Source organism: Pseudomonas sp. AK181 (assembly GCF_051122975.1).
Classification (GTDB): domain Bacteria; phylum Pseudomonadota; class Gammaproteobacteria; order Pseudomonadales; family Pseudomonadaceae; genus Aquipseudomonas; species Aquipseudomonas lactis.
The window spans coordinates 3,892,976-3,913,054 of sequence record NZ_CP146348.1 but is presented as its reverse complement, the minus strand read 5'-3'; the positions used below and the strand labels follow the sequence as shown (position 1 = coordinate 3,913,054).

At 63.5% G+C, this 20,079-nt stretch carries 17 protein-coding genes; 3 read left to right on the top strand and 14 right to left on the bottom strand.

Annotated elements, in window-relative coordinates:
* Positions 1-18 precede the first annotated feature (18 nt).
* The 3 genes from V8689_RS17700 (at position 19) to V8689_RS17690 (ending at position 3,497) form a co-directional block, all read left to right on the top strand.
* Positions 19-1,098, top strand: coding sequence for an alcohol dehydrogenase catalytic domain-containing protein (locus V8689_RS17700; RefSeq protein ID WP_034128169.1), 1,080 nt, complete (start codon positions 19-21; stop codon positions 1,096-1,098).
* A 1-nt stretch (position 1,099) separates the two neighbouring features.
* Positions 1,100-2,632, top strand: coding sequence for an FGGY-family carbohydrate kinase (locus V8689_RS17695; RefSeq protein WP_056787274.1), 1,533 nt, complete (start codon positions 1,100-1,102; stop codon positions 2,630-2,632).
* Between the two features lie 139 nt (positions 2,633-2,771).
* Positions 2,772-3,497: an SDR family oxidoreductase gene (locus V8689_RS17690; RefSeq protein WP_056787277.1), complete on the top strand. Its 726-nt coding sequence runs from the start codon at positions 2,772-2,774 to the stop codon at positions 3,495-3,497.
* Here V8689_RS17690 and V8689_RS17685 read toward each other — a convergent pair.
* The 14 genes from V8689_RS17685 to V8689_RS17620 form a co-directional block, all read right to left on the bottom strand.
* Positions 3,494-4,498 (bottom strand): LacI family DNA-binding transcriptional regulator, encoded by a 1,005-nt coding sequence (locus V8689_RS17685; RefSeq protein ID WP_056787279.1) that lies wholly within the window; start codon positions 4,496-4,498, stop codon positions 3,494-3,496. The genes V8689_RS17690 and V8689_RS17685 overlap by 4 nt on opposite strands.
* Positions 4,499-4,556: 58 nt before the next feature.
* Positions 4,557-5,420 carry a LysR family transcriptional regulator gene (locus V8689_RS17680; RefSeq protein ID WP_056787282.1) on the bottom strand — a complete coding sequence of 288 codons (864 nt, stop codon included), beginning with the start codon at positions 5,418-5,420 and terminating at the stop codon, positions 4,557-4,559.
* A gap of 585 nt (positions 5,421-6,005) precedes the next feature.
* Complete coding sequence (locus V8689_RS17675) at positions 6,006-7,409, bottom strand: amidase (protein ID WP_056787283.1); 1,404 nt, start codon at positions 7,407-7,409, stop codon at positions 6,006-6,008.
* Positions 7,406-8,674 carry a Zn-dependent hydrolase gene (locus V8689_RS17670; protein ID WP_056787288.1) on the bottom strand — a complete coding sequence of 423 codons (1,269 nt, stop codon included), beginning with the start codon at positions 8,672-8,674 and terminating at the stop codon, positions 7,406-7,408. The genes V8689_RS17675 and V8689_RS17670 overlap by 4 nt, the downstream gene beginning before the upstream one ends.
* Before the next feature lie 13 nt (positions 8,675-8,687).
* Positions 8,688-9,383: an ABC transporter ATP-binding protein gene (locus V8689_RS17665; protein WP_056787290.1), complete on the bottom strand. Its 696-nt coding sequence runs from the start codon at positions 9,381-9,383 to the stop codon at positions 8,688-8,690.
* Positions 9,383-10,132: an ABC transporter ATP-binding protein gene (locus V8689_RS17660; RefSeq protein WP_056787291.1), complete on the bottom strand. Its 750-nt coding sequence runs from the start codon at positions 10,130-10,132 to the stop codon at positions 9,383-9,385. Before V8689_RS17660 ends, V8689_RS17665 begins: the two co-directional genes overlap by 1 nt.
* Entirely contained in the window at positions 10,129-11,139 is a 1,011-nt protein-coding gene (locus V8689_RS17655) for a branched-chain amino acid ABC transporter permease (RefSeq protein WP_020301306.1), read from the bottom strand. The genes V8689_RS17660 and V8689_RS17655 overlap by 4 nt, the downstream gene beginning before the upstream one ends.
* A 1-nt stretch (position 11,140) precedes the next feature.
* Positions 11,141-12,001, bottom strand: coding sequence for a branched-chain amino acid ABC transporter permease (locus tag V8689_RS17650; RefSeq protein ID WP_020301305.1), 861 nt, complete (start codon positions 11,999-12,001; stop codon positions 11,141-11,143).
* 56 nt (positions 12,002-12,057) lie between these two features.
* A complete protein-coding gene (locus V8689_RS17645; RefSeq protein WP_056787294.1) occupies positions 12,058-13,260 on the bottom strand; it encodes an ABC transporter substrate-binding protein in 1,203 nt (400 codons plus the stop codon).
* A gap of 207 nt (positions 13,261-13,467) precedes the next feature.
* A complete protein-coding gene (locus V8689_RS17640) occupies positions 13,468-14,235 on the bottom strand; it encodes a FadR/GntR family transcriptional regulator (protein WP_056787297.1) in 768 nt (255 codons plus the stop codon).
* Between the two features lie 108 nt (positions 14,236-14,343).
* The gene (locus tag V8689_RS17635) at positions 14,344-15,099 is read right to left on the bottom strand and encodes a hypothetical protein (protein ID WP_056787336.1); all 756 of its coding nucleotides are present in this window, start codon (positions 15,097-15,099) and stop codon (positions 14,344-14,346) included.
* Between the two features lie 107 nt (positions 15,100-15,206).
* Positions 15,207-16,619, bottom strand: a complete 1,413-nt coding sequence (locus tag V8689_RS17630; RefSeq protein ID WP_056787299.1) for an efflux transporter outer membrane subunit — start codon at positions 16,617-16,619, stop codon at positions 15,207-15,209.
* Positions 16,612-18,594 (bottom strand): MacB family efflux pump subunit, encoded by a 1,983-nt coding sequence (locus tag V8689_RS17625; protein ID WP_150073254.1) that lies wholly within the window; start codon positions 18,592-18,594, stop codon positions 16,612-16,614. Before V8689_RS17625 ends, V8689_RS17630 begins: the two co-directional genes overlap by 8 nt.
* Positions 18,584-19,753, bottom strand: coding sequence for an efflux RND transporter periplasmic adaptor subunit (locus V8689_RS17620; protein WP_056787301.1), 1,170 nt, complete (start codon positions 19,751-19,753; stop codon positions 18,584-18,586). Before V8689_RS17620 ends, V8689_RS17625 begins: the two co-directional genes overlap by 11 nt.
* Positions 19,754-20,079 lie beyond the last annotated feature (326 nt).

Genomic DNA, 20,079 nt, shown 5'->3' with positions numbered 1-20,079 from the left:
CTACACAGGACCGAACACATGGACAAGCACACTCACATGCAAGCCGTCGTCTGCCACGGCCCGAAAGACTACCGCCTGGAGCGCATCGGCAAACCCCAGGCCCGCGCCAATGAGCTGGTGATCCGTATCGCCGCCTGCGGCATCTGCGCCAGTGACTGCAAGTGCCACTCGGGCGCGGCGATGTTCTGGGGCGGCGACAACCCCTGGGTCAAGGCGCCGGTGGTACCGGGCCACGAATTTTTCGGCTACGTGGTCGAAGCCGGCGAGGGCGCCGAGGAGCACTTTGAGGTCAAGGTGGGTGACAAGGTCATCGCCGAACAGATCGTGCCGTGTGGCAAGTGCCGCTTCTGCAAATCGGGCAAGTACTGGATGTGCGAAGTGCACAACATCTTCGGCTTCCAGCGCGAAGTGGCCGAAGGCGGCATGGCCCAATACATGCGCATTCCCAAGACTGCCATCGTGCACAAGATTCCCGAGTCGGTGTCCCTGGAAGACTCGGCGCTGGTGGAGCCAATGGCCTGTTCGATCCACACCGTCAACCGTGGCGATATCCAGCTCGACGACGTGGTGGTGATTGCCGGCGCGGGCACCCTGGGCCTGTGCATGGTCCAGGTCGCTGCGCTGAAGACCCCGAAAAAACTGGTGGTGATCGACATGGTCGACGAGCGCCTGGAACTGGCGAAAAAATTCGGCGCCGATGTGGTAATCAACCCGGCCCGTGACAACGCCCGCGAGATCATCAACGGCCTCACGGACAACTACGGCTGCGACGTCTATATCGAAACCACCGGCGTACCGGCCGGCGTCACCCAGGGCCTGGACCTGATCCGCAAGCTCGGGCGCTTTGTCGAGTTCAGCGTGTTTGGCGCCGAGACCAGCGTGGACTGGTCGATCATCGGCGACCGCAAGGAACTTGACGTACGCGGCGCGCACCTCGGCCCGTATTGCTACCCGATCGCCATCGACCTGTTCGAGCGCGGCCTGGTCACCTCCCAAGGCATCGTCACCCATGATTTCCCGCTGGACGACTGGGCCGAGGCGTTTGAACTGGCCAATTCGACCAAGTCGATCAAGGTGCTGTTGAAGCCGGTGCTCTGAGATGGACTACGTCATCGGTGTAGACATTGGCACCCAAAGCACCAAGGCGCTGCTGGTGGATGCCCAGGGCACAATCATCGCCCAGCACAGCCACGGCTACCGGGTGGACACCCCGAAAGTGCGCTGGGCCGAGCAGTGGCCGCAGGTGTGGCTGGATGCCGTCCAAACCTGCGTGGCCCAGTGCATGGCCAAGGCCGAGGTGCCGGCGCCGCAGGTCAAGGCGCTGTGCATCAGCAGTTTGTACGGCGGTTCGGGCATTGCCGTGGATGCGCAGATGACGCCGCTGCACCCGTGCCTGATCTGGATGGACCGCCGCGCCGGCGAGCAGGTGGCCTGGGTGCGCGAGCACGTGGACCTGGAGCGCTTGTTCGCCATCACCGGCAACTCGGTGGACAGCTACTACGGCTTCACCAAAATGCTCTGGCTCAAGCAGCACCAACCGCAGGTGTGGGCGAATACCCGCTACCTGTTGCCGCCCAACAGCTACATCAATTGGTGCCTGACCGGCGAGTTGGCGGTGGACCACAGCAGCGCCGGGAATATCGGCGGCGTCTACGACGTGGCGGCGCGCAACTGGTCAGGCGAGATGCTGGATGCGCTGGGTATCGAGCAGTCGATGATGCCCGAGCGGTTGCTGTATTCCGGCGAGGTGGTGGGTGGTTTGCGCGCAGACTGGGCCGCACGCCTGGGCTTGCAGGCGGGCACGCCGATCCTTGCTGGGGGCGTGGACGCGGCCATGGCGACCCTGGCGGCGGGTGTCACTCAGCCAGGCAATCATGTGGCGATGATCGGCACCAGCATGTGCTGGGGCTACCTGAACCAGCAGGTGGATGCGCGCCATGGTTTGGTGAGCATGCCCCATGTCTACAACGGCCACCGCGACCTGTACATCTTCGGCGGTGCGATCACCGCCGGGGCCTCGGTCAGTTGGTTTCGCGAGCAGTTCTGCCAGGCCGAAGAACTGCAGGCCCAGGCCACGGGCCAAGACAGCCTGGCGCTGCTGGAGCAGAGCGCGATGAAGATTCCGGCCGGCAGCGAAGGCGTGGTGTTTTTGCCTTACCTGATGGGCGAACGCAGCCCGGTGTGGGATGACCGCGCCAGCGGCAGTTTTGTCGGGCTCAACCTCTACCACAGCCGCGTGCACCTGTACCGCGCGGTGCTGGAGGGCGTGAGTTTTGCCCTGCGTCACAATATCGAGGCGGGCACCCAGGGCGCGCATTCCCTGGACCCACGCCTGATTGTGGTGGGCGGGGCGAGCCATTCGGACCTGTGGATGCAGATCATCGCCGATGTCACACGCTACCCGGTGTACACCATCGTGCAGGAGGTAGAAGCGGCCCTGGGCGCGGCGTTGTTGGCGGCGCATACGGTGGGGCTGGTGAGTGATGGGCAGATGGACACCGGCTGGGTGCAGTTGCAATTGCGAGCGCAGCCCAAGCGGGAGAATGTCATGACTTATGACCGGGCGTTTGCCGAGTACCTGAAGCTGTATCCGGCCCTGAAACCGGTCATGCATAACTTGCAAGCCACCTGATTCAACACGGTCCAAAAATGAGGGAGCTGGCTTGCCTGCGATAGCGGTGTATCAGCACCTGATAAGGAGACTGACACTCCGCTATCGCAGGCAAGCCAGCTCCCACAGTGGATCTTCATTGGTTTTGAGATCTTTATTTATGACCACTACCTTCGACTTCTCGCACCAGCGCATCCTCGTCACCGGTGCCAGCAGCGGCATCGGTCGCGAAATCGCCCAGCAACTGATCGCCAGCGGCGCCGAAGTCTTCGCCCTTGGTCGCGACGCCCAGGCGTTGGCGACATTGGGGTGCCACACCCTGTGCGTGGACATCGCTGACAGCATCACCCTCGACAAAACCCTGCAAGATTTGCCGCCCCTGCACGGCTTGGTCAATTGCGCCGGGATTTCACGCCTGGAACCCGCCGCTGCCATCAGCGCCGACGCCTTCGATCAGGTGATGAGCGTCAACGCCCGCCCCGCTGCGCAAGTGGCCAGCCGGGTCGCGGCGAAGATGATCGAGGCGGACATTGCCGGCAGCATCGTCAACGTCTCCAGCCAGGCATCGTTGGTGGCGCTGGACGATCACCTGAGCTACTGCGCCTCCAAGGCCGCGCTGGATGCAATCACCCGTGTGCAATGCGCCGAGTGGGGCCGTTTTGGCATACGCGTCAACAGCGTCAACCCCACCGTGACCTTGACCCCGATGGCAGCCATGGCCTGGTCCGACCCGGCCAAGCGCGACCCAGCACTGGCTGCGATTCCGTTGGGGCGTTTTGCGCAACCGGCGGAAGTGGCGCTGCCGGTGCTGTTCCTGCTCAGTGACGCGGCGAGCATGATCAGTGGCGTCAGCCTGCCGGTGGACGGCGGCTACACCAGCCGCTAGCCGTTTTCCAACTGCCCGGCGATCACCACTTTGTCCCGTGGCTTGTGCGGGTCTTGCAGGCGGTCGAGCAGCAAGCGCACGGCACTGCTGCCGGCCAGGGATGCGTCATGGGCCACGCAGGCGATGGGCACGCCAAAGATATCGGCGAAGGGCAGGCGGTCGATGCCGCAGATGGTCAGGCTGTCATGGGCGATGTTGTGCATGCGCAAGGCGCGCAGGGCGCCGAGGGTGATCAACTGGTTGAAGCCCATGATCGCATCCGGCGCCGAGTGTGCGGCCAGGTAATCGAGGGTATGCAGGTACGCCGGCATCAGCGTGTAGTCGCCCGCCTGCACCTCGACCTGAATGTCGGGGTGCGCGGCCAGCACTTCCCGCAGGCCCTTGAGGCGCTCCACGCTGATGCGCGAATGCTCGGGGCCGGTCAGCACCAGCAGGCGCTTGAGGTTCGGCGTCTGGCGTAACAGGTAGTGCGCGGCTTGCAGGCCGCTGTGGTAATTGTCGAGCACCACGCGGCTGAACGGGCTGTCGTGGATCGTGCGATCGAGCAGCACCACCGGGGTTTTGCCGTTGCTCAGGCGTTCCAGATAATCGGGCTGGTAGCTGGGCTCGTCGGAGACCGGCGACAGGATGATACCGGCCACGCGGTAGCCCAGCAGGGTATCCACCGCCTTGCTTTCGAGTTCCTCCAGCTCATCGGTGTCCACCAGCATGATGGTGTAGCCGTGCTGTTTGGCCTCGCGGGAAATCGCCTTGATCATCTCGCTGTAGAACGGGTTGTCCACCGAAGCGGTGATGACCCCGATGATCAGGCTTTCACTGCGCTTGAGCCCACGGGCGAAGGCGTTGGGCACGTAGTCCAGCTCGCGGGCCACTTCCAGAATGCGCGCCAGGGTGGCGGGTTTGACCAGGTCGGGTTTGCTCAAGGCCCGGGACACCGTAATGGTGGTCATGCCGACCCGTTTGGCAATGTCGCTGATGGTGACGGACTTTTTCTTGTTCATCGGTAAGGCTGCGAGGGGAAACACCAGCAGGCTAGCATGTGCGCAGGCGTAGAGTGATTCAAATCAGCGGGTCCCAGCGTTGCGACCAGTCGCCTTCGGCTTTCACCACTGCGCGTAGCAGCTCCAAAGCCTGTTGCAATACCGCCGAATCCCGCGCCCGCGAATACACCAGGTAGGTCGGAAAGCTGAATTCCGGCGCCTTGGGCACGCGCTGCATCACGCCGCTGTCTAGGTAGCTCTGCACCACCCGTGTGCGGAAGTAGCCCGCACCGCCGTTTTCCAGAATGTACTGCAACGCCAGCGGCCCCAGGTTGAAACTCACCGCAGCACGCGCGCGGTCGGGCAGGGCGGCGTCGTGCTGCTGGCGAAAACCCTGGCCCCAGTCGATATACACGTAAGGCTCGGGTTTGCTCGCCAGTTGCACCAGAATCAGTTTTTCTTCCAGCACCTGCTCCACCTGCAAGCCCGGCCAGTATTGCGGCTGGAACACCAAGGCGGCGTCGAGCACACCCAGCTCCAGTTGGCGTAGCAGGTACTCGCCTTCACGCACTTCGGTGCGCAGCGCGTGGCCTGGTATGTGCTCGCGCAGCGCCTTGGCCCAGCCGAGCATCAACGGGTTGCACAGGCTGACTTCACCGCCGATATGCAGCACGTTGCGATAGCCGTCGGGCAACGGCAGGTCACGGCGCGCCGCTTCCCAGGTTTGCAGCAACTGGTTGGCGTACACCACGAAGGCCTCGCCGTCGGCGGTCAGCCGCGCACCGGCACGGTTGCGCACGAACAGTGTGCTGCCCAACTGGCTTTCCAGGTTCTTCACACGGGCGGTGATGGCGGTCTGGGTGACGTGCAGTTTCTCGGCCGCTGCGGCCAGGCTGCCGCAGCGGGTGATTTCGAGGAAGGTGCGTGCCAGTTCGATGTCCATGAAGTCCCCCGGGTGATGAATGGGGGGCAGTGTAAAGGAATGCGGTCAAACCTGTGGGAGCTGGCTTGCCTGCGATGGCGGCCTTTCAGCCGACGCTTATCTACCTGACATCCCGCGGTCAAACTGTGGGGCTTGCTCGCGAAGACGGCCTAACAGTCAACACAGTTGGACTGTGTACATATCCATTCCTGCGGTAACGGCCACTTAGGGTTCCGCTCTGACAGCGGGTCACTTTTGGAAAAGAGCCCCAAAAGTAACCAAAAGGGCTCTTGCCCCACCACTCGGCACCTCGCTTAGGCTCGGTGTGCCCGTAATCCGCCAGTGATTTGGGGGGCCGCCGCCACGCGCCATCCATGGCGCGGGGCGGCTAAACCGGCATCCCTGCCGGTTTACCCCCCAAATCCCTGTCGAATTCCGGCCAGCGTGGTTTAACGGGGCGCCTAAGATCAAAATCAAAAGCAGATCAAGAGCAGATCAAGAGCGGCTCGCTTCGCATCGTGGTTACCGTGGGCTGCTACAGTCCACTAAGTTGTGTAGATACTTATGGCTATCGCAGGCAAGCCAGCTCCCACAGTTGTGGGTATTTCAGGTCGGGCTTCTCGGTGTGTGCAAGTGTTCTGTGGGGAATGCTTTGGCATACGCGTGACACACCCTCAACACCTGCTCATCGGCAAACCGCGCGCCCACCACATGCAAGCCCACCGGCAAGCCATTTGCTGCCAACCCACAGGGCACTGACGCCGCCGGTTGTTGGGTGAGGTTGAAGGGGTAGGTGAACGGCGTCCATTGCATCCACTCTGTCATCCCCGACCCCGGCGGCACGTTGTGTCCGGCTTCGAACGCGGTGATTGGCATCATCGGCGACACCAGCACATCGTAATGCTCATGGAACGCGGCCATCCGTGCCACCAGCGCCGCTCGGGCTTCCAGGGCCGTGTTGAAATCATTCAGGCTCAAGCGTTCGCCCCGCTGTGCAATGCGCAGCAAACCGGGGTCGAGCTGTTGCTTTTGCGCCTCGCTCATTGTGCCGGTCAGGCGTGCTGCGCCGGCAGCCCATAGGGTGCTGAACACCTCCAGGGGGTCGCTGAAGCCAGGGTCGATTTGTTCGACATGGGCGCCCAGTTGCACCAGGCCCTGCACGGCTTGATCCACCACCTGGGCGACCTGCGGGTCGACCTTCGCATAGCCGAACGTGGGGCTGTAGGCGACGCGCAATCCCTTCAAGTCCGTTCCTGGAACGAGCCAGGGCGTGGTTCGCGGCGCGCCGATCAGGCCGTCCCGTGCATCTGGCTGCGCCACGGTTTGCAGCATCAGCACGCTGTCTTCCACGGTGCGCGTCATCGGGCCCAGGTGCGACAGGATGGTCATGGAGCTGGCTGGCCATTGCGGCACATAGCCGAAGGTCGGCTTGATCCCGAAGGTGCCGGTAAACGCACAGGGAATACGGATCGAGCCGCCGGCGTCGCTGCCCTGGTGCAGTACGCCGAGGTTCAACGCCGCTGCCGCCGCGGCGCCTCCGGAGGAACCGCCGGCGGTGGTGCGTGTGTCCCAGGGGTTGCGGGTGATGCCGTACAGCGGGTTGTCGGTCACGCCTTTCCAGCCGAATTCCGGGGTGGTGGTTTTGCCCAGCAGCACTGCGCCGGCCTTGCGCATGAAGGCCGCGAAGGGCGCGTCCAAGTCCCATGGGCCGTCGGCGGATGAGGTGCGTGAGCCTTTGCGCGTGGGCATGCCGACCGTCAGCGTCAGGTCTTTGATCGACGCCGGCACGCCATCCAGCGCGCCGCAGGGTTCACCTTTCAACCAGCGTTGTTCCGACGCTCGCGCAGCGTCCAGTGCGCCTTGCGGGTCGACATGGCAGTAGGCATTCACCACCGGGTTATAGCGCTCGATGCGCAGCAGCGCATCTTCAGTGACCTCCACGGGGGATAAGCTTTTGTCGCGAAAATGCTGCAACAGCTGCACCGCTGTCAGTTGGCCAATCTCACTCATGCCAGATCCCCCTGGGCCGCATTGACCATGGCGCGTAGCAATACTGCGCAACCCGCTGCCAGGTCATCCGGTGCGGCGTTTTCGATTTCGTTATGGCTGATGCCGCCTTCGCACGGCACGAAGATCATCCCTGCCGGGCCCAATTCTGCGACGAAGATCGCGTCATGCCCGGCGCCGCTGACAATGTCCATATGGCTCAAGCCCAATGCCTGGGCAGCCTCGCGCACGGCATTGACGCAGGTCGGGTGAAAGTCCAGCGGCGGGAAGTCGGCGGTGGGCGTCAGTTCAAACGTCAAGCCGTGGCGGGCGGCCGAGTCTTCGATCACTGCGCGCACTTCATCGACCATGGCTTGCAGCTTGTCGGCGTGCAGGTGACGCAGGTCGATGGTCATGTTTACTTGGCCGGGGATCACGTTACGCGAGCCAGGGTGCAGGTTCAGGCAGCCGACGGTGCCGCAGGCGTGAGGCTGGTGTTGATGGGCGATTCGGTTGACCGCACTGACCACCTCGGCAGCGCCCACCAGGGCGTCCTTGCGCAGGTGCATGGGCGTAGGGCCCGCATGCGCCTCCACGCCGGTGAGGGTCAGGTCGAACCACTTCTGGCCCAAACAGCCCATCACCACGCCCAGGGTAATGGCCTGGTCTTCCAGCACCGGGCCTTGCTCGATATGCGCCTCGAAATACGCCCCCACCGGATGGCCCAGCACCGCACGCGAACCGGCATAGCCGATGCGCTGCAATTCGGCACCCACCGACAGGCCCTGGTCGTCGAGCTTGTCGAGGGTGTCCTGCAAGTCGAACTTCCCGGCAAATACCCCGGAGCCCATCATGCACGGCGGGAAGCGTGAACCTTCTTCGTTGGTCCATACCACCACTTCGATGGGCGCCTGGGTTTCGATCTGCAAGTCATTGAGTGTGCGGATCACTTCCAGCCCGGCCATCACCCCGTAGCAACCGTCGAACTTGCCACCGGTGGGCTGGGTGTCGATATGGCTGCCAGTCATTACCGGCGGCAGGGCGGGGTCGCGTCCAGGGCGCCGCGCGAAAATATTGCCGATGGCATCCACACTGACGCTGCACCCGGCGGCTTCGCACCACTGCACGAACAGGTCGCGGGCCTGGCGGTCGAGGTCGGTGAGGGCCAGGCGACACACGCCGCCCTTGGCCGTGGCGCCGAGTTGGGCCAGGTCCATCAGTGACCGCCACAAGCGGTCGCGGTTGATCAGCGGGGCATTGCTCTGGAGCGGTTGCGCAAGACTGTTCATCAGGAATCTCCACTCAGGCACTCAAGGCCAGGTAACGGTTTTTGATGCTCGGGTCGGCGCGGAAGTCAGCGGCGCTGCCTTCGTACACCACGCGGCCCTGTTCGAGCACGTAATGGCGGTCGGCGAGCTTGTCGCAGACCATCAGGTTCTGTTCCACCAGCAACACCGGCAGGCCCTCGTCCTTGACCTTGCGCAGGATCTTCACCAGTTCGTCGACGATCACCGGGGCCAGGCCTTCAGTGGGTTCGTCGAGGATCAGCAGCTTGGGGTCGTTAAGCAGGGCGCGGGCGATGGCGAGCATCTGCTGTTCGCCGCCGGACAACGCGTGGCCGGCGTTTTTGCGCCGCTCCTTGAGGCGCGGGAACATGGCGTACACGTCTTCCAGTTGCCAGCGGCTGTGCTTGCGGGCGGCGATGCGCAGGTTTTCCTCCACCGTAAGCAGGCGGAAAATCCCGCGGTTTTCCGGCACCAGCGCCAAGCCCTGGCGCGCAATTTCAAAGATCTTTTGTCCCACCAGCGCCTGGCCGTTGAAGTGGATCTGGCCCTGGCGCGGGCAGATGATGCCGAGGATGCTGCGCAGGGTGGTGGTCTTGCCGGCGCCGTTACGGCCCAGCAGAGTCACCAGTTCGCCGGGGTTGACGCGCAGCGACACACCCTCCAGTACATGGCTCTTGTCGTAGTAGGAATGGATATTCTCGACGATCAGCATCAGGCAGCCTCCCCAAGATAGGCAGTGCGCACACGTTCATCGGCGCGCACGAATTCCGGCGTGCCTTCCACCAGGATCTGCCCGTGGCTCATCACCGTGATGCGTTGGCTGATGGACATGACAATGCTCATGTTGTGTTCGATCAACAGCACCGTATGGTCGCGGCCAAGGTCGCTGATCAGTTGGGTCATGATCGGGATGTCGTCGATGCCCATGCCCGAGGTGGGCTCGTCGAGCATCAACAGTTTGGGTTTGGAGCAGATCGACATGCCCACCTCCAGCACCCGTTGCTGGCCATGGGACAACTCACCGGCCAGGGTGTCGGCGCGGGCCGTGAGTTGCAGGCGTTCCAGCACCTTGTCGGCCATCTCCAGGTGCTCGCGCTTGCTGTCTACCCGACGCCAGAAATTCAAGGCGCGCACGCCGTCGCGGCCTTGGGCGGCCAGGCGCAGGTTCTCGCGCACGCTGAGGTTCTGGAACAGGCTGGTGAGCTGGAACGAACGCGCCATGCCCAGGCCGACGCGGCCGTGGGCGGGCTTGCGCATCAGGTTCTTGCCGTCGAAATGGATCGCCCCGGCGGTGGCCTGGCGCTCACCCGTGAGGCAGTGGAACAGGCTGGTCTTGCCAGCGCCGTTGGGGCCGATGATGGTGTGGATGGTGCCGGCTTCGACCTTGAGGTTGACGCCATTGACCGCATGGAACGCGCCGTAGGCCAGCTCCAGATTTGTGGTTTCCAGCAGGATACTCATAGCCCGTCCTCCTTGGCGACGACTGCGGGTTTGCGCGTGCCGCGCAGCTTCTCGAACAGCGACGCCAAGCCGCCCCACAACCCTCCGCGCATGAAGATCACCACCAGGATCAGGATCACCCCCAGCAGCATCAGCCAGCGCGGCCACAGGTCGGAGAGAAAATCCCCCAACAGCACGATGGAGCCGGCGCCCAGCAGTGAGCCGAACAGCGAGCCGGTGCCGCCGACGATGGTCATGATCAGGATGTTCTCGGACATCGCCAGGTCGATATTCGACAGCGGCACAAAGTGCAGCAGCATGGCGTACAGCGCCCCGGCAATCCCGGTGACCGCGCCGGACAGCACGAACACCAGGATCTTGAAGTGCCGCGTGTCGTAGCCGATGGCCGAGGCGCGGGTTTCATTTTCGCGGATCGCCATCAGCGTGCTGCCAAACGGTGAGGCGATCACCCGGCGTGCGCCGATGAAGATCAGCAGGAACAGCACCGCGACGAAACCGTAGAACGCGCGGGCATCGGCCAGAGACAGCAGCACGGTGTCACCCACCCGGATTTCCGGGCGCGGCACGCTGAGCAGGCCGTTGTCGCCACCGGTCCAGTCGCTCAGGGTGTAGGCAACAAAGTAAGCCATCTGGCTGAACGCCAACGTGAGCATCACGAAGTAAATGCCGGTGCGTCGAATCGCCAGGGCGCCCACCAGCAAGGCCAGCACGCCGCCGGCCAACGCTGCGCCCAGCAATGCGGTGAACAGGCCCAGTTGCAGGTGGATCATCAGCAGCGCTGCGCAATAAGCGCCGGCACCAAAGAAGATGCCTTGGCCGAAGGACAGCAGCCCGGTGTAGCCCAGCAGCAGGTTGCAGGCCAGGGCGGCCATGGCGAAGATCAGGATCTCGGTGGCCAGGGTCGCCGAGGGCAGCACCAACGGCAGGCCGATCAGCACGGCCAGCACCCACAGCAACATGGCTCTGGATTGGGTCTTGGCGAACGGCAGGGGGTTTTTCTCGCTCATGTCAGGCTCTCCCGAACAGGCCGTAAGGGCGCACCAGAATCACCACGGCCATGGCGCCGTAGATCATCAGGCTCGCACCCTGGGGCCAGAGTGTGGTCATCAGGCTTTGCACCACGCCCACCAGCAAACCGCCGACCAGCGCACCGCTGAACGAGCCCATGCCGCCGATCACCACCACCACGAAGGCGATGCCCAGAATCTCCGGGCCGACGAAGGGCTGGGCGCCGCGCAAGGGCGCGAACAGCACCCCGGCGACACCGGCCAGGGCCACGCCAAGGGCGAAGGTCATGGAAAACAAACGGAAAATATTGGTGCCCAGCAGCGACACGGTTTCGGTGCTTTCACTGCCGGCGCGCACCAAGGCACCGAAGCGCGTGCGTTCCAGCAGCAGCCACAGGCCCAGGCCCACCAGCCCGGAAAACACGATGAGGAACAGGCGGTAGTAGGGGTAGACGAAATCCCCCACCACCAGCACGCCGCGCAACAGTTCCGGCACGGCGACGCTTTTGCCCACCGGCCCCCAGATCATCACGCTGGCTTCCTGGATGATCAGGGCGATGCCCAAGGTCACCAGAATCTGGAACATGTGTGGCAAGTGGTAGATGCGCTGGATCAGCAAGCGCTCGATCACCCAGGCCAGCGCGGCCACCACCAGCGGCGCGATCAGCAGCGCCAGCCAGAAGCTGCCGGTGAGGCTCACGGCGGTGTAGCAGATGTAGGCGCCGAGCAGGAAGAACGCGCCGTGGGCGAAGTTGACGAAGTTGAGCAGGCCGAAAATGATCGTCAGCCCCACCGCGATCAGGAAGTAGATCATCCCCAACCCGAGGCCGTTGAGAATCTGGAACAGGTACAGATTAAGCATGCAGGCACCCTCCGCAGACGGCCGCTTGCACGGCCCTGCGCGACAAAATTAAACGGTCAGCCGAGCGTGCAGCCCGTCGCCTCGACCGCAGGGAACGACTGGCCAGCGCTGAGCACTTTGGCCAGGTCGTCCTTGTCGGCCATGTCGCCGCTGGCCTTGCCGATCAGCAGGTAGTAATCCTTGATCACCTGGTGGTCGCCGGCGCGGATCGACTCCTTGCCGGTGGGGCCTTCGTAGCTCAAGCCCTGCATGGCCTTGGCCACGGTCGGGCCGTCGAAGCTGCCGGTGGCGATGATGGTGTCGAGCATGACTTTGGTGCTGATGTAATCGGCGGCCAGCGGGTAGGTGGGGTTGATGCCGTAGGTGGCCTGGGTGAGTTTGACCAGTTCGCGGTTGAGCGGGGTGTCGACCTGGTGCCAGTACTGCGCGCCGAGGTACACGCCTTCGAGCACATCGCTGCCCAGTTCCTGGAACTGATCCAGGCCGGCAGACCACACCAGCAAGACCTTCATGCGCTCCTTGATGCCAAAGTTCACGGCCTGGCGCAGGGTGTTGGACGATTGGCTGCCAAAGTTGAGCAGCACCAGCACATCGGGTTTGGTAGAAATGGCGTTGGTCAGATAGCCGGAGAATTCCTGTTCCTGCAGCGAGTGGTAGCTGTTGCCCACGTGTTCCAGGCCATGTTCCTTGAGCACGTTTTTGGCGCCTTCAAGCAAGGCTTCGCCGAACACGTATTGCGGGGTGATGGTGTACCAGCGCTTGGCGTCCGGCAGCAACTTGATCAGCGGTACCATGGTCTCGCGGATCGCGCCGTAGGTGGGCACCGACCAGCGGAAGGTCGCCTTGTTGCAGTCCTTGCCGGTAACTTCATCGGCGCCCACCGGGGTCATGAACACACCGCTGGCCTTGTCCACCTCCTTGGCCACTGCCAGGGCGGAAGACGACAGCGTGCAGCCCTGGAAGAACCGTGCGCCGTCCTGCGCGATGGCCTCCTGCACCTTGCGCACCGCCTTGCCGGCGTTGCCTTCGGTGTCGATGACTTTGTAGTTCAGCGGGCGGCCGAGCAACTGGGCGTGTTGTTGCACCGCCAGGCGCGAACCCATGTCGGCAAATTTGCCATAGCTGGCAAAGGCGCCAGACATGGACTTGAGGCCGTAAAAGGTAAAGGGCTCGGCGGCGAATGCCGAACGCACGCTCAGCGGAAGGCTGAGGGCGGCGGCTGCGGTGAGGCTGGCTTTCAATAACGTACGACGCTGCATGGGGTGACTCCCTGGTTTAGTTATTGGCAGGAGCGGCAAGGGCGATACGGTGGAGCAAGGGCCTGTGGGCAGGCTTGTTATTGGATGTGGGAGCTGGCTTGCCTGCGATGCAGGCGCCTCGGTGTTACAGGGGGGACCGAGGCGATGCCATCGCAGGCAAGCCAGCTCCCACATTGATCGGGTTCCCAGATTGGATTTTTGGTGTGCTTATGAGTGGTCGAACTCCAGTAGGAAGTGCGGGCTCACCTGGCCTTCCAGCGCGGTCATATGGTGTTCGGCATCGCACATGTGTTCATGCATCAAGCTGCGCACCGCGCTTTCATCCCCGGCGCGAAAGGCGATCAGCAGTTGCTTGTGATAGTCCAGGTTGGCCGCGTCGAATTGCTTGCGCTTGGGCTTGTAGGCTTTTTTCAGCACCACCAGGTCGCGCAGCAGGTCGTTGAGAAACTGCGCCATGAAACTCAGCAGCGGGTTGGGGCACGCCTGGGCCAACAGGTTGTGAAACTCCAGTTCCGCCAGGCGCTGTTCGCGCTGGCCGGCTTCGCTGTCTTCGGGGGCGCTGCAAAAATCCACGTTGGCTTGCAGGGCGATGTAATCGTCTTCGCTCAAACGCCCGAGCACCGACACTGCCAGTTCCACTTCGATGACCTTGCGCAGTTGGTAGACCTGCTCGCCGTCCAGGTGCTGGAAGTGCAGGTAATTGCGCAAGGCGCGGCTGGCCGGTTCAGTGCCGGCCTGGTTCAAGTACGCCCCGCCGCTGGGGCCGGTGCGTGTGCTCACCAGGCCTTCGACCTCCAGCGCCTTGAGCGCTTCGCGCGCCGAGCCCTTGGAGCACTGGAAGCTTTCCATCAGCTCGCGTTCAGTGGGCAGGCGGTCGCCGGGCTTCAAGGCGTCGGTGACGATCGAGCGCTTGACCGACTCGACAATCACATCGGACAGCTTCTGGCGTTTGCGGCGTAGCGGTCGACTCAGCATGGTGGTGATTTATCGTATTAATGCGGATAAATAGCACTTAATAACGATTGGGCAGGGGCGTCAACGCAAGGGGTCGTTTTCGGTGAATAGGGGTCGTAAATGCGCAGGTTATTCCCAGGCGCCCAAGTCCAGGCAGCGTGCGGACGAAGGCGGCTGTTTACCGTAAGCGAGGAAATCCCCCAACCAACGGCTCACACAGCCGTCGGCGCCTGCGTGTGCCGACTCCTTGAGCAAGAGTTGCTCGACACCGGTGGCGAGTGGTTCGCCAGGTTCGGTATTGATCAGCACCATGCGCCCGACGCGCTCGGGAAACAGCGTGCCATAGCGGCTGCCCAGGCGGGTGGCCGCGGCGTTGCCCAGGTAGTTGAGGCGTGCCTCGCCCAGTTGCCCGCGCACGAACTCCATGTCCTGCGCGGCCTGTTCCACGCCGTTGCCTTGGCGCAGGTCGCGGGTGCTCAGCTCGATCACGTCATAACGGTCGACCAGGGTGCGATAGGCCTGGGTGGCAAGCGACTCCCAGCGACTGGCCAGGTGAAGGACGAACGGTGCGTCTTTGGCCTGTTGAGGGTCGCCTGCCTGGATGAACACCACACCTTCGCGGTTGAGCGGCTGCCGTGCGCCTACCCGTGTCACGCTCAGGCGAATGCGGCCGCGCTGGGGGGCGGCATGGTCGCGGGGCACGCTGACCAGGCCGCATTGGGTGCGGCCAACCACTTCCGGGTCCAGGCGCGCTGTTGCAGTGAGGGGGCAGTCCAGCAGCCAGTCGATCGCGGTGGGCGCGATCAAGGGCTCGGCCAGCGCCAGGTGTGTGATCAGCCAGCCGCCAACGCAGGCCAGGCTTTTTACAACAACGCTGGGTTTCATCATGAGGTCCCGGGCATCCGTGTGATAACGGCTTTTTTACCAAGGACCTTGGGGTGGAAAATGTAAGGTGAAGAAACAGCTCGTGTATGAAATATGAGTTTCGTTTATCAGATATCGGTGTTCCAGCCACCGCCTAATGCCTTGTACAGGGCGATGCTGGCTTGCAGACGCGACAGGCGCAGCAGCACGTTCTGGTCTTGGGCGTCGTAGAGGGTGCGTTGGGTTTCCAGTACCGTGAGCAGGTCTTCGGCGCCGGCTTCATAGCGGCTTTGGGCAATCTGGAAGGCGCTCTGCGCCTGTTGCAGTTCCTCGGTTTGCCAGTGGCGTTGCTGGTCCAGGCGGGTGATGCTGCTGAGGGCTTTTTCTACATCGGCAAAGCCGTTGATGATCGCCCCACGGTAGGTTTGCAGCAGTTCATCCTGGCGCGCCCGAGCCTTGTCGCGTTCGGCGCTCAGCCGGCCATTGTTGAAGATCGGCGCCATCAGGCCCGACGTCAGGGTGTAGAAGGGGCTGCGCAGAATCTCTTCGGCCTTGGACGCGCCCGAGCCGAGCGTTGCGCCCAACGTCACCGTCGGCAGCATGGCTGCACGGGCTACCGTGACGTCGGCACTGGCCGCCGCCAACTGGGCCTCGGCCTGGGCGAGGTCGGGGCGCCGGCTCAATAACTGGCTGGGCACGCCGGGCCCGATACTTGGCCAGCTCAGTGTCTGGAAGGGTTCTGTGCCCAGCTCCAGGGCCTGCACGGGCTGGCCGAGCAAGGCGGCGAGGGTGATTTGCGATTCTTCCGCCGATTGCTGGATCAGTGGCAGTTGCCGTTGCTGACCGGCCACCAGGCTTTTCTGTTGCGCCAGTTCCAGGGCCGTGGCGGAACCGGCATCAAAGCGGGTCTGCACCAGGTTCAGTACATTGCGTGCATTCGCCAGGTTGAGCTCGGCAATCTGCAAGCGCTGGCGTGCGGCCAGGGTTTGCGCGTAGCGGTCGGCGACGTTGCTGAGCAGGGTCAGCTCCACGTTGGCCTGATCGAACTCACTGGCCTGCAGGCTGTGCACGGCGCTGTCGCGGGCAGCGGCGCGGCCACCCCAGAAGTCGATTTCGTAGCTGGCTGTGAGGTTGGCGTCATAGTTGGTGACGGTCCTGTTGCTCTCGGTGGCGTCCAGCTCCGAGTTGCCGCTGCCGCGCAACAGCCGTTGACGGCTGGCGCCGAGGTTGAACTTCAGCTCCGGCAACAACGGTGCGCCGGCAATCACCGCCGTGGCCTGGGCCTGGCGGACACGCGCCATGGCCGCCGCCACGTCGAAGCTGTCACGGCGGGCCTGGTCGATCAGGCGGTTCAGCGCCGGGCTGCCAAACTGCGTCCACCAGCGTTGGTTGGTGGCTTGGTTTGCCTCGCGCTCGGCATAGTGCCAGGCGGCGGGCGCAGCGATGCCGCTGTCGATGGCGGGCGGGTTAGCGCCACAAGCCGTGAGCAACAGGCACAAGCTGAGCGCTGACAATGGCGGGGTGATGGATCGTTTATTCACTGGTCAACGCCTTAACCGGATCGAGCCGGGCAGCTTTACGGGCCGGCATAAAGCCGAATACGACACCGGTGACCAGCGCACAGCCAAACGCACCGAGCACCGCCACCAGGGAAAACTGCACCGCCACGTCAGCCAGTACCAGCACGCCGCCCACCAGCAAGGCCAGGGCAATACCGAACAGGCCACCGACCACCGAAAGCATCACCGCTTCGGTGAGGAACTGGCGCAGGATGTCGCGCTGGCGTGCTCCGGTGGCCATGCGGATGCCGATTTCACGGGTGCGTTCGCGCACGGTCATCAACATGATATTCATCACGCCGATGCCGCCCACCAACAGCGAAATCGCCGCAATCGAGCCGAGCATCAGCGACAGGGTGTTCTGGGTGCGCGCTTCGGCCTGGATCATCGCGGCATTGTTGGTCAGCTCGTAGTCGCGCTTGCCGTTGTGCAACTTCAACATCAACTGGTCGATGGCGCGTTCGGCTTCATGCACCTTGCGCGCATCGGTGGTGGCAATCGCCACGTATTCGGGGTTGTAGCTGCCGAACAGGCGGACGCTGGCGGCGCTGTAGGGAATGGCGACACGGTCGTCACTGTCCTTGTTGCCGGAGCTGGAACCTTTTTCCGCCAGTACGCCGACCACCTGGAAGGGCACGTTCTCGATCAGGATGTACTGGCCGATGGGGTTGGCCACGTCCTTGAACAACTTTTGCCGGATGCGCGCGCCAATCACGGCGACTGTGGCGGCGGCGCATTCGTCGGCCTCGGTGAAATAGCTGCCCTCGACCACCGGCCAGTTGAAAATCTCCGGGAAGTTGGTGTCGTTGCCCCCCACGTAGGCCATGTAGTCGACGTTGCCGAAGCGCACACCCGCGTCGGTGCCGTTGACCGGCATGATGCGCTTGACCTGAGGCAGCGTCGCCAGGGCCGCGACGTCGTTGAGGGACACAATCCCCAGCGGCGTACGCGGGTTGGGCGAAGAACCGCTGAGGTAGATGATATTGGAGCCGAACGCGCCCATCTGCGCCATGACCTGGCGTTTGCTGCCTTCGCCCACCGCCAGCATCACCACCACCGACGCGACGCCGATGATAATGCCCAGCAGCGTCAGCGCCGTGCGAAAACGGTTGATCCACATCACCCGCCAGGCGGCTTGCACCGCGTCCAGCAATTCGGCTTTCCAGGCACCGTTGTGCTCGGCGCCGTCGGCCAGGCGTTGGCGCAGGTCTACGGCGTGCAAGGCGCCGGCCGCCACGCTGGGTGTGGCCGCGCGGGTGTCAGCTGAATCGCTGATGATCTGGCCGTCGCGAATCTCGATGATGCGGTTGGCCCGCGCTGCCACTTCACGGTCGTGGGTAATCAGGATGACCACATGGCCCTGGCTCGCCAGTTCGTCGAGCAAGGCCATGACCTCGGCGCCGCTGTGGCTGTCGAGGGCACCGGTGGGTTCGTCGGCGAGGATGATATGGCCGCCGTTCATCAGTGCGCGGGCGATGGACACCCGTTGCTGCTGCCCACCGGACAACTGGTGCGGCCGATTGCCGGTGCGTTCGGCCAGGCCCAGGCGGGTGAGCAGGGCGTTGGCGCGAGCATGGCGTTCGGCGGCGCTGATACCGGCATAGATCGCCGGCATCTCGACGTTTTCCTGGGCCGAGCCTGAGGGAATCAAATGGTAGCCCTGGAACACAAAACCGAAGGCTTCGCGGCGCAGCCAGGCCAGTTCGTCGCTGCCCAGGTGGGCGACGTTTTCCCCGGCGAACAGGTAGTCGCCCTCGGTGGGGCGGTCGAGGCAGCCGAGGATGTTCATCAGTGTCGATTTGCCCGAACCCGACGCGCCGACAATGGCGACGAACTCGCCGGCATGGATCGACAGGTCAATGCCGCGCAACACATCGACCTGCGGGCTGTCGCCGCCGCCGTAGGATTTGCGGATGCCTTTGAGTTCAATCAGCGGCGTGGTCAATTCAGCCCCCATGGCTGTCAGCCGGGCCAATCAACAGGTGGTCGCCCTCGTTCAGCCCGCCGAGCACTTCGACGCGCAGGCGATCGCTGATGCCCAGGCGTACTTCGCGGTCTTCAATGGCACCGTTTTTGGCCACCACCCGGGCGATTTGCGCTGTGGAGCCAGGCACGCCTTGCAAGGCTGCGACCGGTACGGTGAGGGCATCTTTAACCTGGCTTGCGACGAAAAAGACCTGGGTGGTCATCTCGGCCATCAGCGCGTTGTCGGCGTTGTCTACGTCGAGCAGCACCGTGTACAGCACCACTCGGCCAGTGCCGCTCTTGCTGGTGCTGCTCGGGCTGCCGTTGCTCTGGGTTTCGTTCAAGGGCTTGGGCGGGATCGGCAGGATCTGGCGAACGGTGCTGGTCCAGCGCCGGCTGCCACCGCTCAGGGTGGTGAAGTACGCGCTCATGCCGGGTTTGACATGGCCGATGTCGGCTTCGGAGACTTCCGCCCACACCGTCATGGGCGACAGCTTGGCGATGCGCAGGATCAGCGGGGTTTGCTGTTGCGCGTTGAGGGTCTGGCCGACGCGCGCGTCCACGGCCACCACGGTGCCGGTCATTGGCGCGTAGATGCGCGTGTAGCCCAACTCGGCCTCGTCGCTGCGCAGGCTGGCCTGGGCCTGGCGGATCTGTGCCTGGAACATCTCGACCCGCGCCTGGGTCGCGTTGAGTTCAGCCTTGGCGGTCTGCACGTCTTCTTCGCGGGTGGCGTTGCCGGCACTCAGGCGCTGCTGGCGCTGGTACTTCTGGCGGGCCAGTTGGTGCTGGGCTTTCTGCTCCTGCAACTGGGCCTGCAGGTTTTCGATGGCATAGCGGCTGGCGTCGAGCTTGGCTTTTTGCGTGGCGGGGTCGATCTCCACCAGCAATTGGCCTTCCTGGACCTGGTCGCCGGCCTCGACGTGGATCTTGCGGATCTGCCCGGAGGCCTGGGCGCCGACGTCCACATAGCGGCGCGGTTGCAGGGTGCCCAGGGCGGTGACGCTGTTTTCGATGTCGGCGCGGGTCACGGTGACGGTGGCCAGGGCGTCGCGGCCCGGCGTCAGGCCCTGCCAGGTGGCAAACGCAACGATGGGAATCAGGCACGCCACCACAAGCAGGGCGCGTCGGGCAGGTCGAGGGCGTTTCATCGGTAGCTTCCAGCCAGGAAAGTTCGGGGCGCAGTCGCGCAGAGCTGACAGGTAAACGAGGAAAATGCCCGGGAATTTAGGCTGTTACATAAGTAGTTACAGCTCAGTGGGAGAAAAAATTCGACCGCTGACGAGAGAGTTCTTTAAAAGTAGATGAGAATTACTATAAATTGCACATGCTCAAACTGCCATCATCGGTGATGGCAACACCGCCAATGGTTGCGGGTGCATTCAGGTAAGGGGATGTGCTCTTGGGTTTTTCGCGAGCAAGCTCGCTCCTACAGGGGGTGGGTGTCGTTGGTAATAAGGCCGTGGGGTCAGGAGTC

Bases quoted from the DNA above. Each gene is read 5' to 3' on its own strand.
- V8689_RS17670 (WP_056787288.1), bottom strand. From the start codon at position 8,674: ATGAACAGTCTTGCGCAACCGCTCCAGAGCAATGCCCCGCTGATCAAC.
- V8689_RS17620 (WP_056787301.1), bottom strand. From the start codon at position 19,753: ATGAAACGCCCTCGACCTGCCCGACGCGCCCTGCTTGTGGTGGCGTGC.
- V8689_RS17625 (WP_150073254.1), bottom strand. From the start codon at position 18,594: ATGGGGGCTGAATTGACCACGCCGCTGATTGAACTCAAAGGCATCCGC.
- V8689_RS17700 (WP_034128169.1), top strand. From the start codon at position 19: ATGGACAAGCACACTCACATGCAAGCCGTCGTCTGCCACGGCCCGAAA.
- V8689_RS17655 (WP_020301306.1), bottom strand. From the start codon at position 11,139: ATGAGCGAGAAAAACCCCCTGCCGTTCGCCAAGACCCAATCCAGAGCC.
- V8689_RS17640 (WP_056787297.1), bottom strand. From the start codon at position 14,235: ATGCTGAGTCGACCGCTACGCCGCAAACGCCAGAAGCTGTCCGATGTG.
- V8689_RS17675 (WP_056787283.1), bottom strand. From the start codon at position 7,409: ATGAGTGAGATTGGCCAACTGACAGCGGTGCAGCTGTTGCAGCATTTT.
- V8689_RS17650 (WP_020301305.1), bottom strand. From the start codon at position 12,001: ATGCTTAATCTGTACCTGTTCCAGATTCTCAACGGCCTCGGGTTGGGG.
- V8689_RS17680 (WP_056787282.1), bottom strand. From the start codon at position 5,420: ATGGACATCGAACTGGCACGCACCTTCCTCGAAATCACCCGCTGCGGC.
- V8689_RS17645 (WP_056787294.1), bottom strand. From the start codon at position 13,260: ATGCAGCGTCGTACGTTATTGAAAGCCAGCCTCACCGCAGCCGCCGCC.
- V8689_RS17635 (WP_056787336.1), bottom strand. From the start codon at position 15,099: ATGAAACCCAGCGTTGTTGTAAAAAGCCTGGCCTGCGTTGGCGGCTGG.
- V8689_RS17690 (WP_056787277.1), top strand. From the start codon at position 2,772: ATGACCACTACCTTCGACTTCTCGCACCAGCGCATCCTCGTCACCGGT.
- V8689_RS17665 (WP_056787290.1), bottom strand. From the start codon at position 9,383: ATGCTGATCGTCGAGAATATCCATTCCTACTACGACAAGAGCCATGTA.
- V8689_RS17685 (WP_056787279.1), bottom strand. From the start codon at position 4,498: ATGAACAAGAAAAAGTCCGTCACCATCAGCGACATTGCCAAACGGGTC.
- V8689_RS17660 (WP_056787291.1), bottom strand. From the start codon at position 10,132: ATGAGTATCCTGCTGGAAACCACAAATCTGGAGCTGGCCTACGGCGCG.
- V8689_RS17695 (WP_056787274.1), top strand. From the start codon at position 1,100: ATGGACTACGTCATCGGTGTAGACATTGGCACCCAAAGCACCAAGGCG.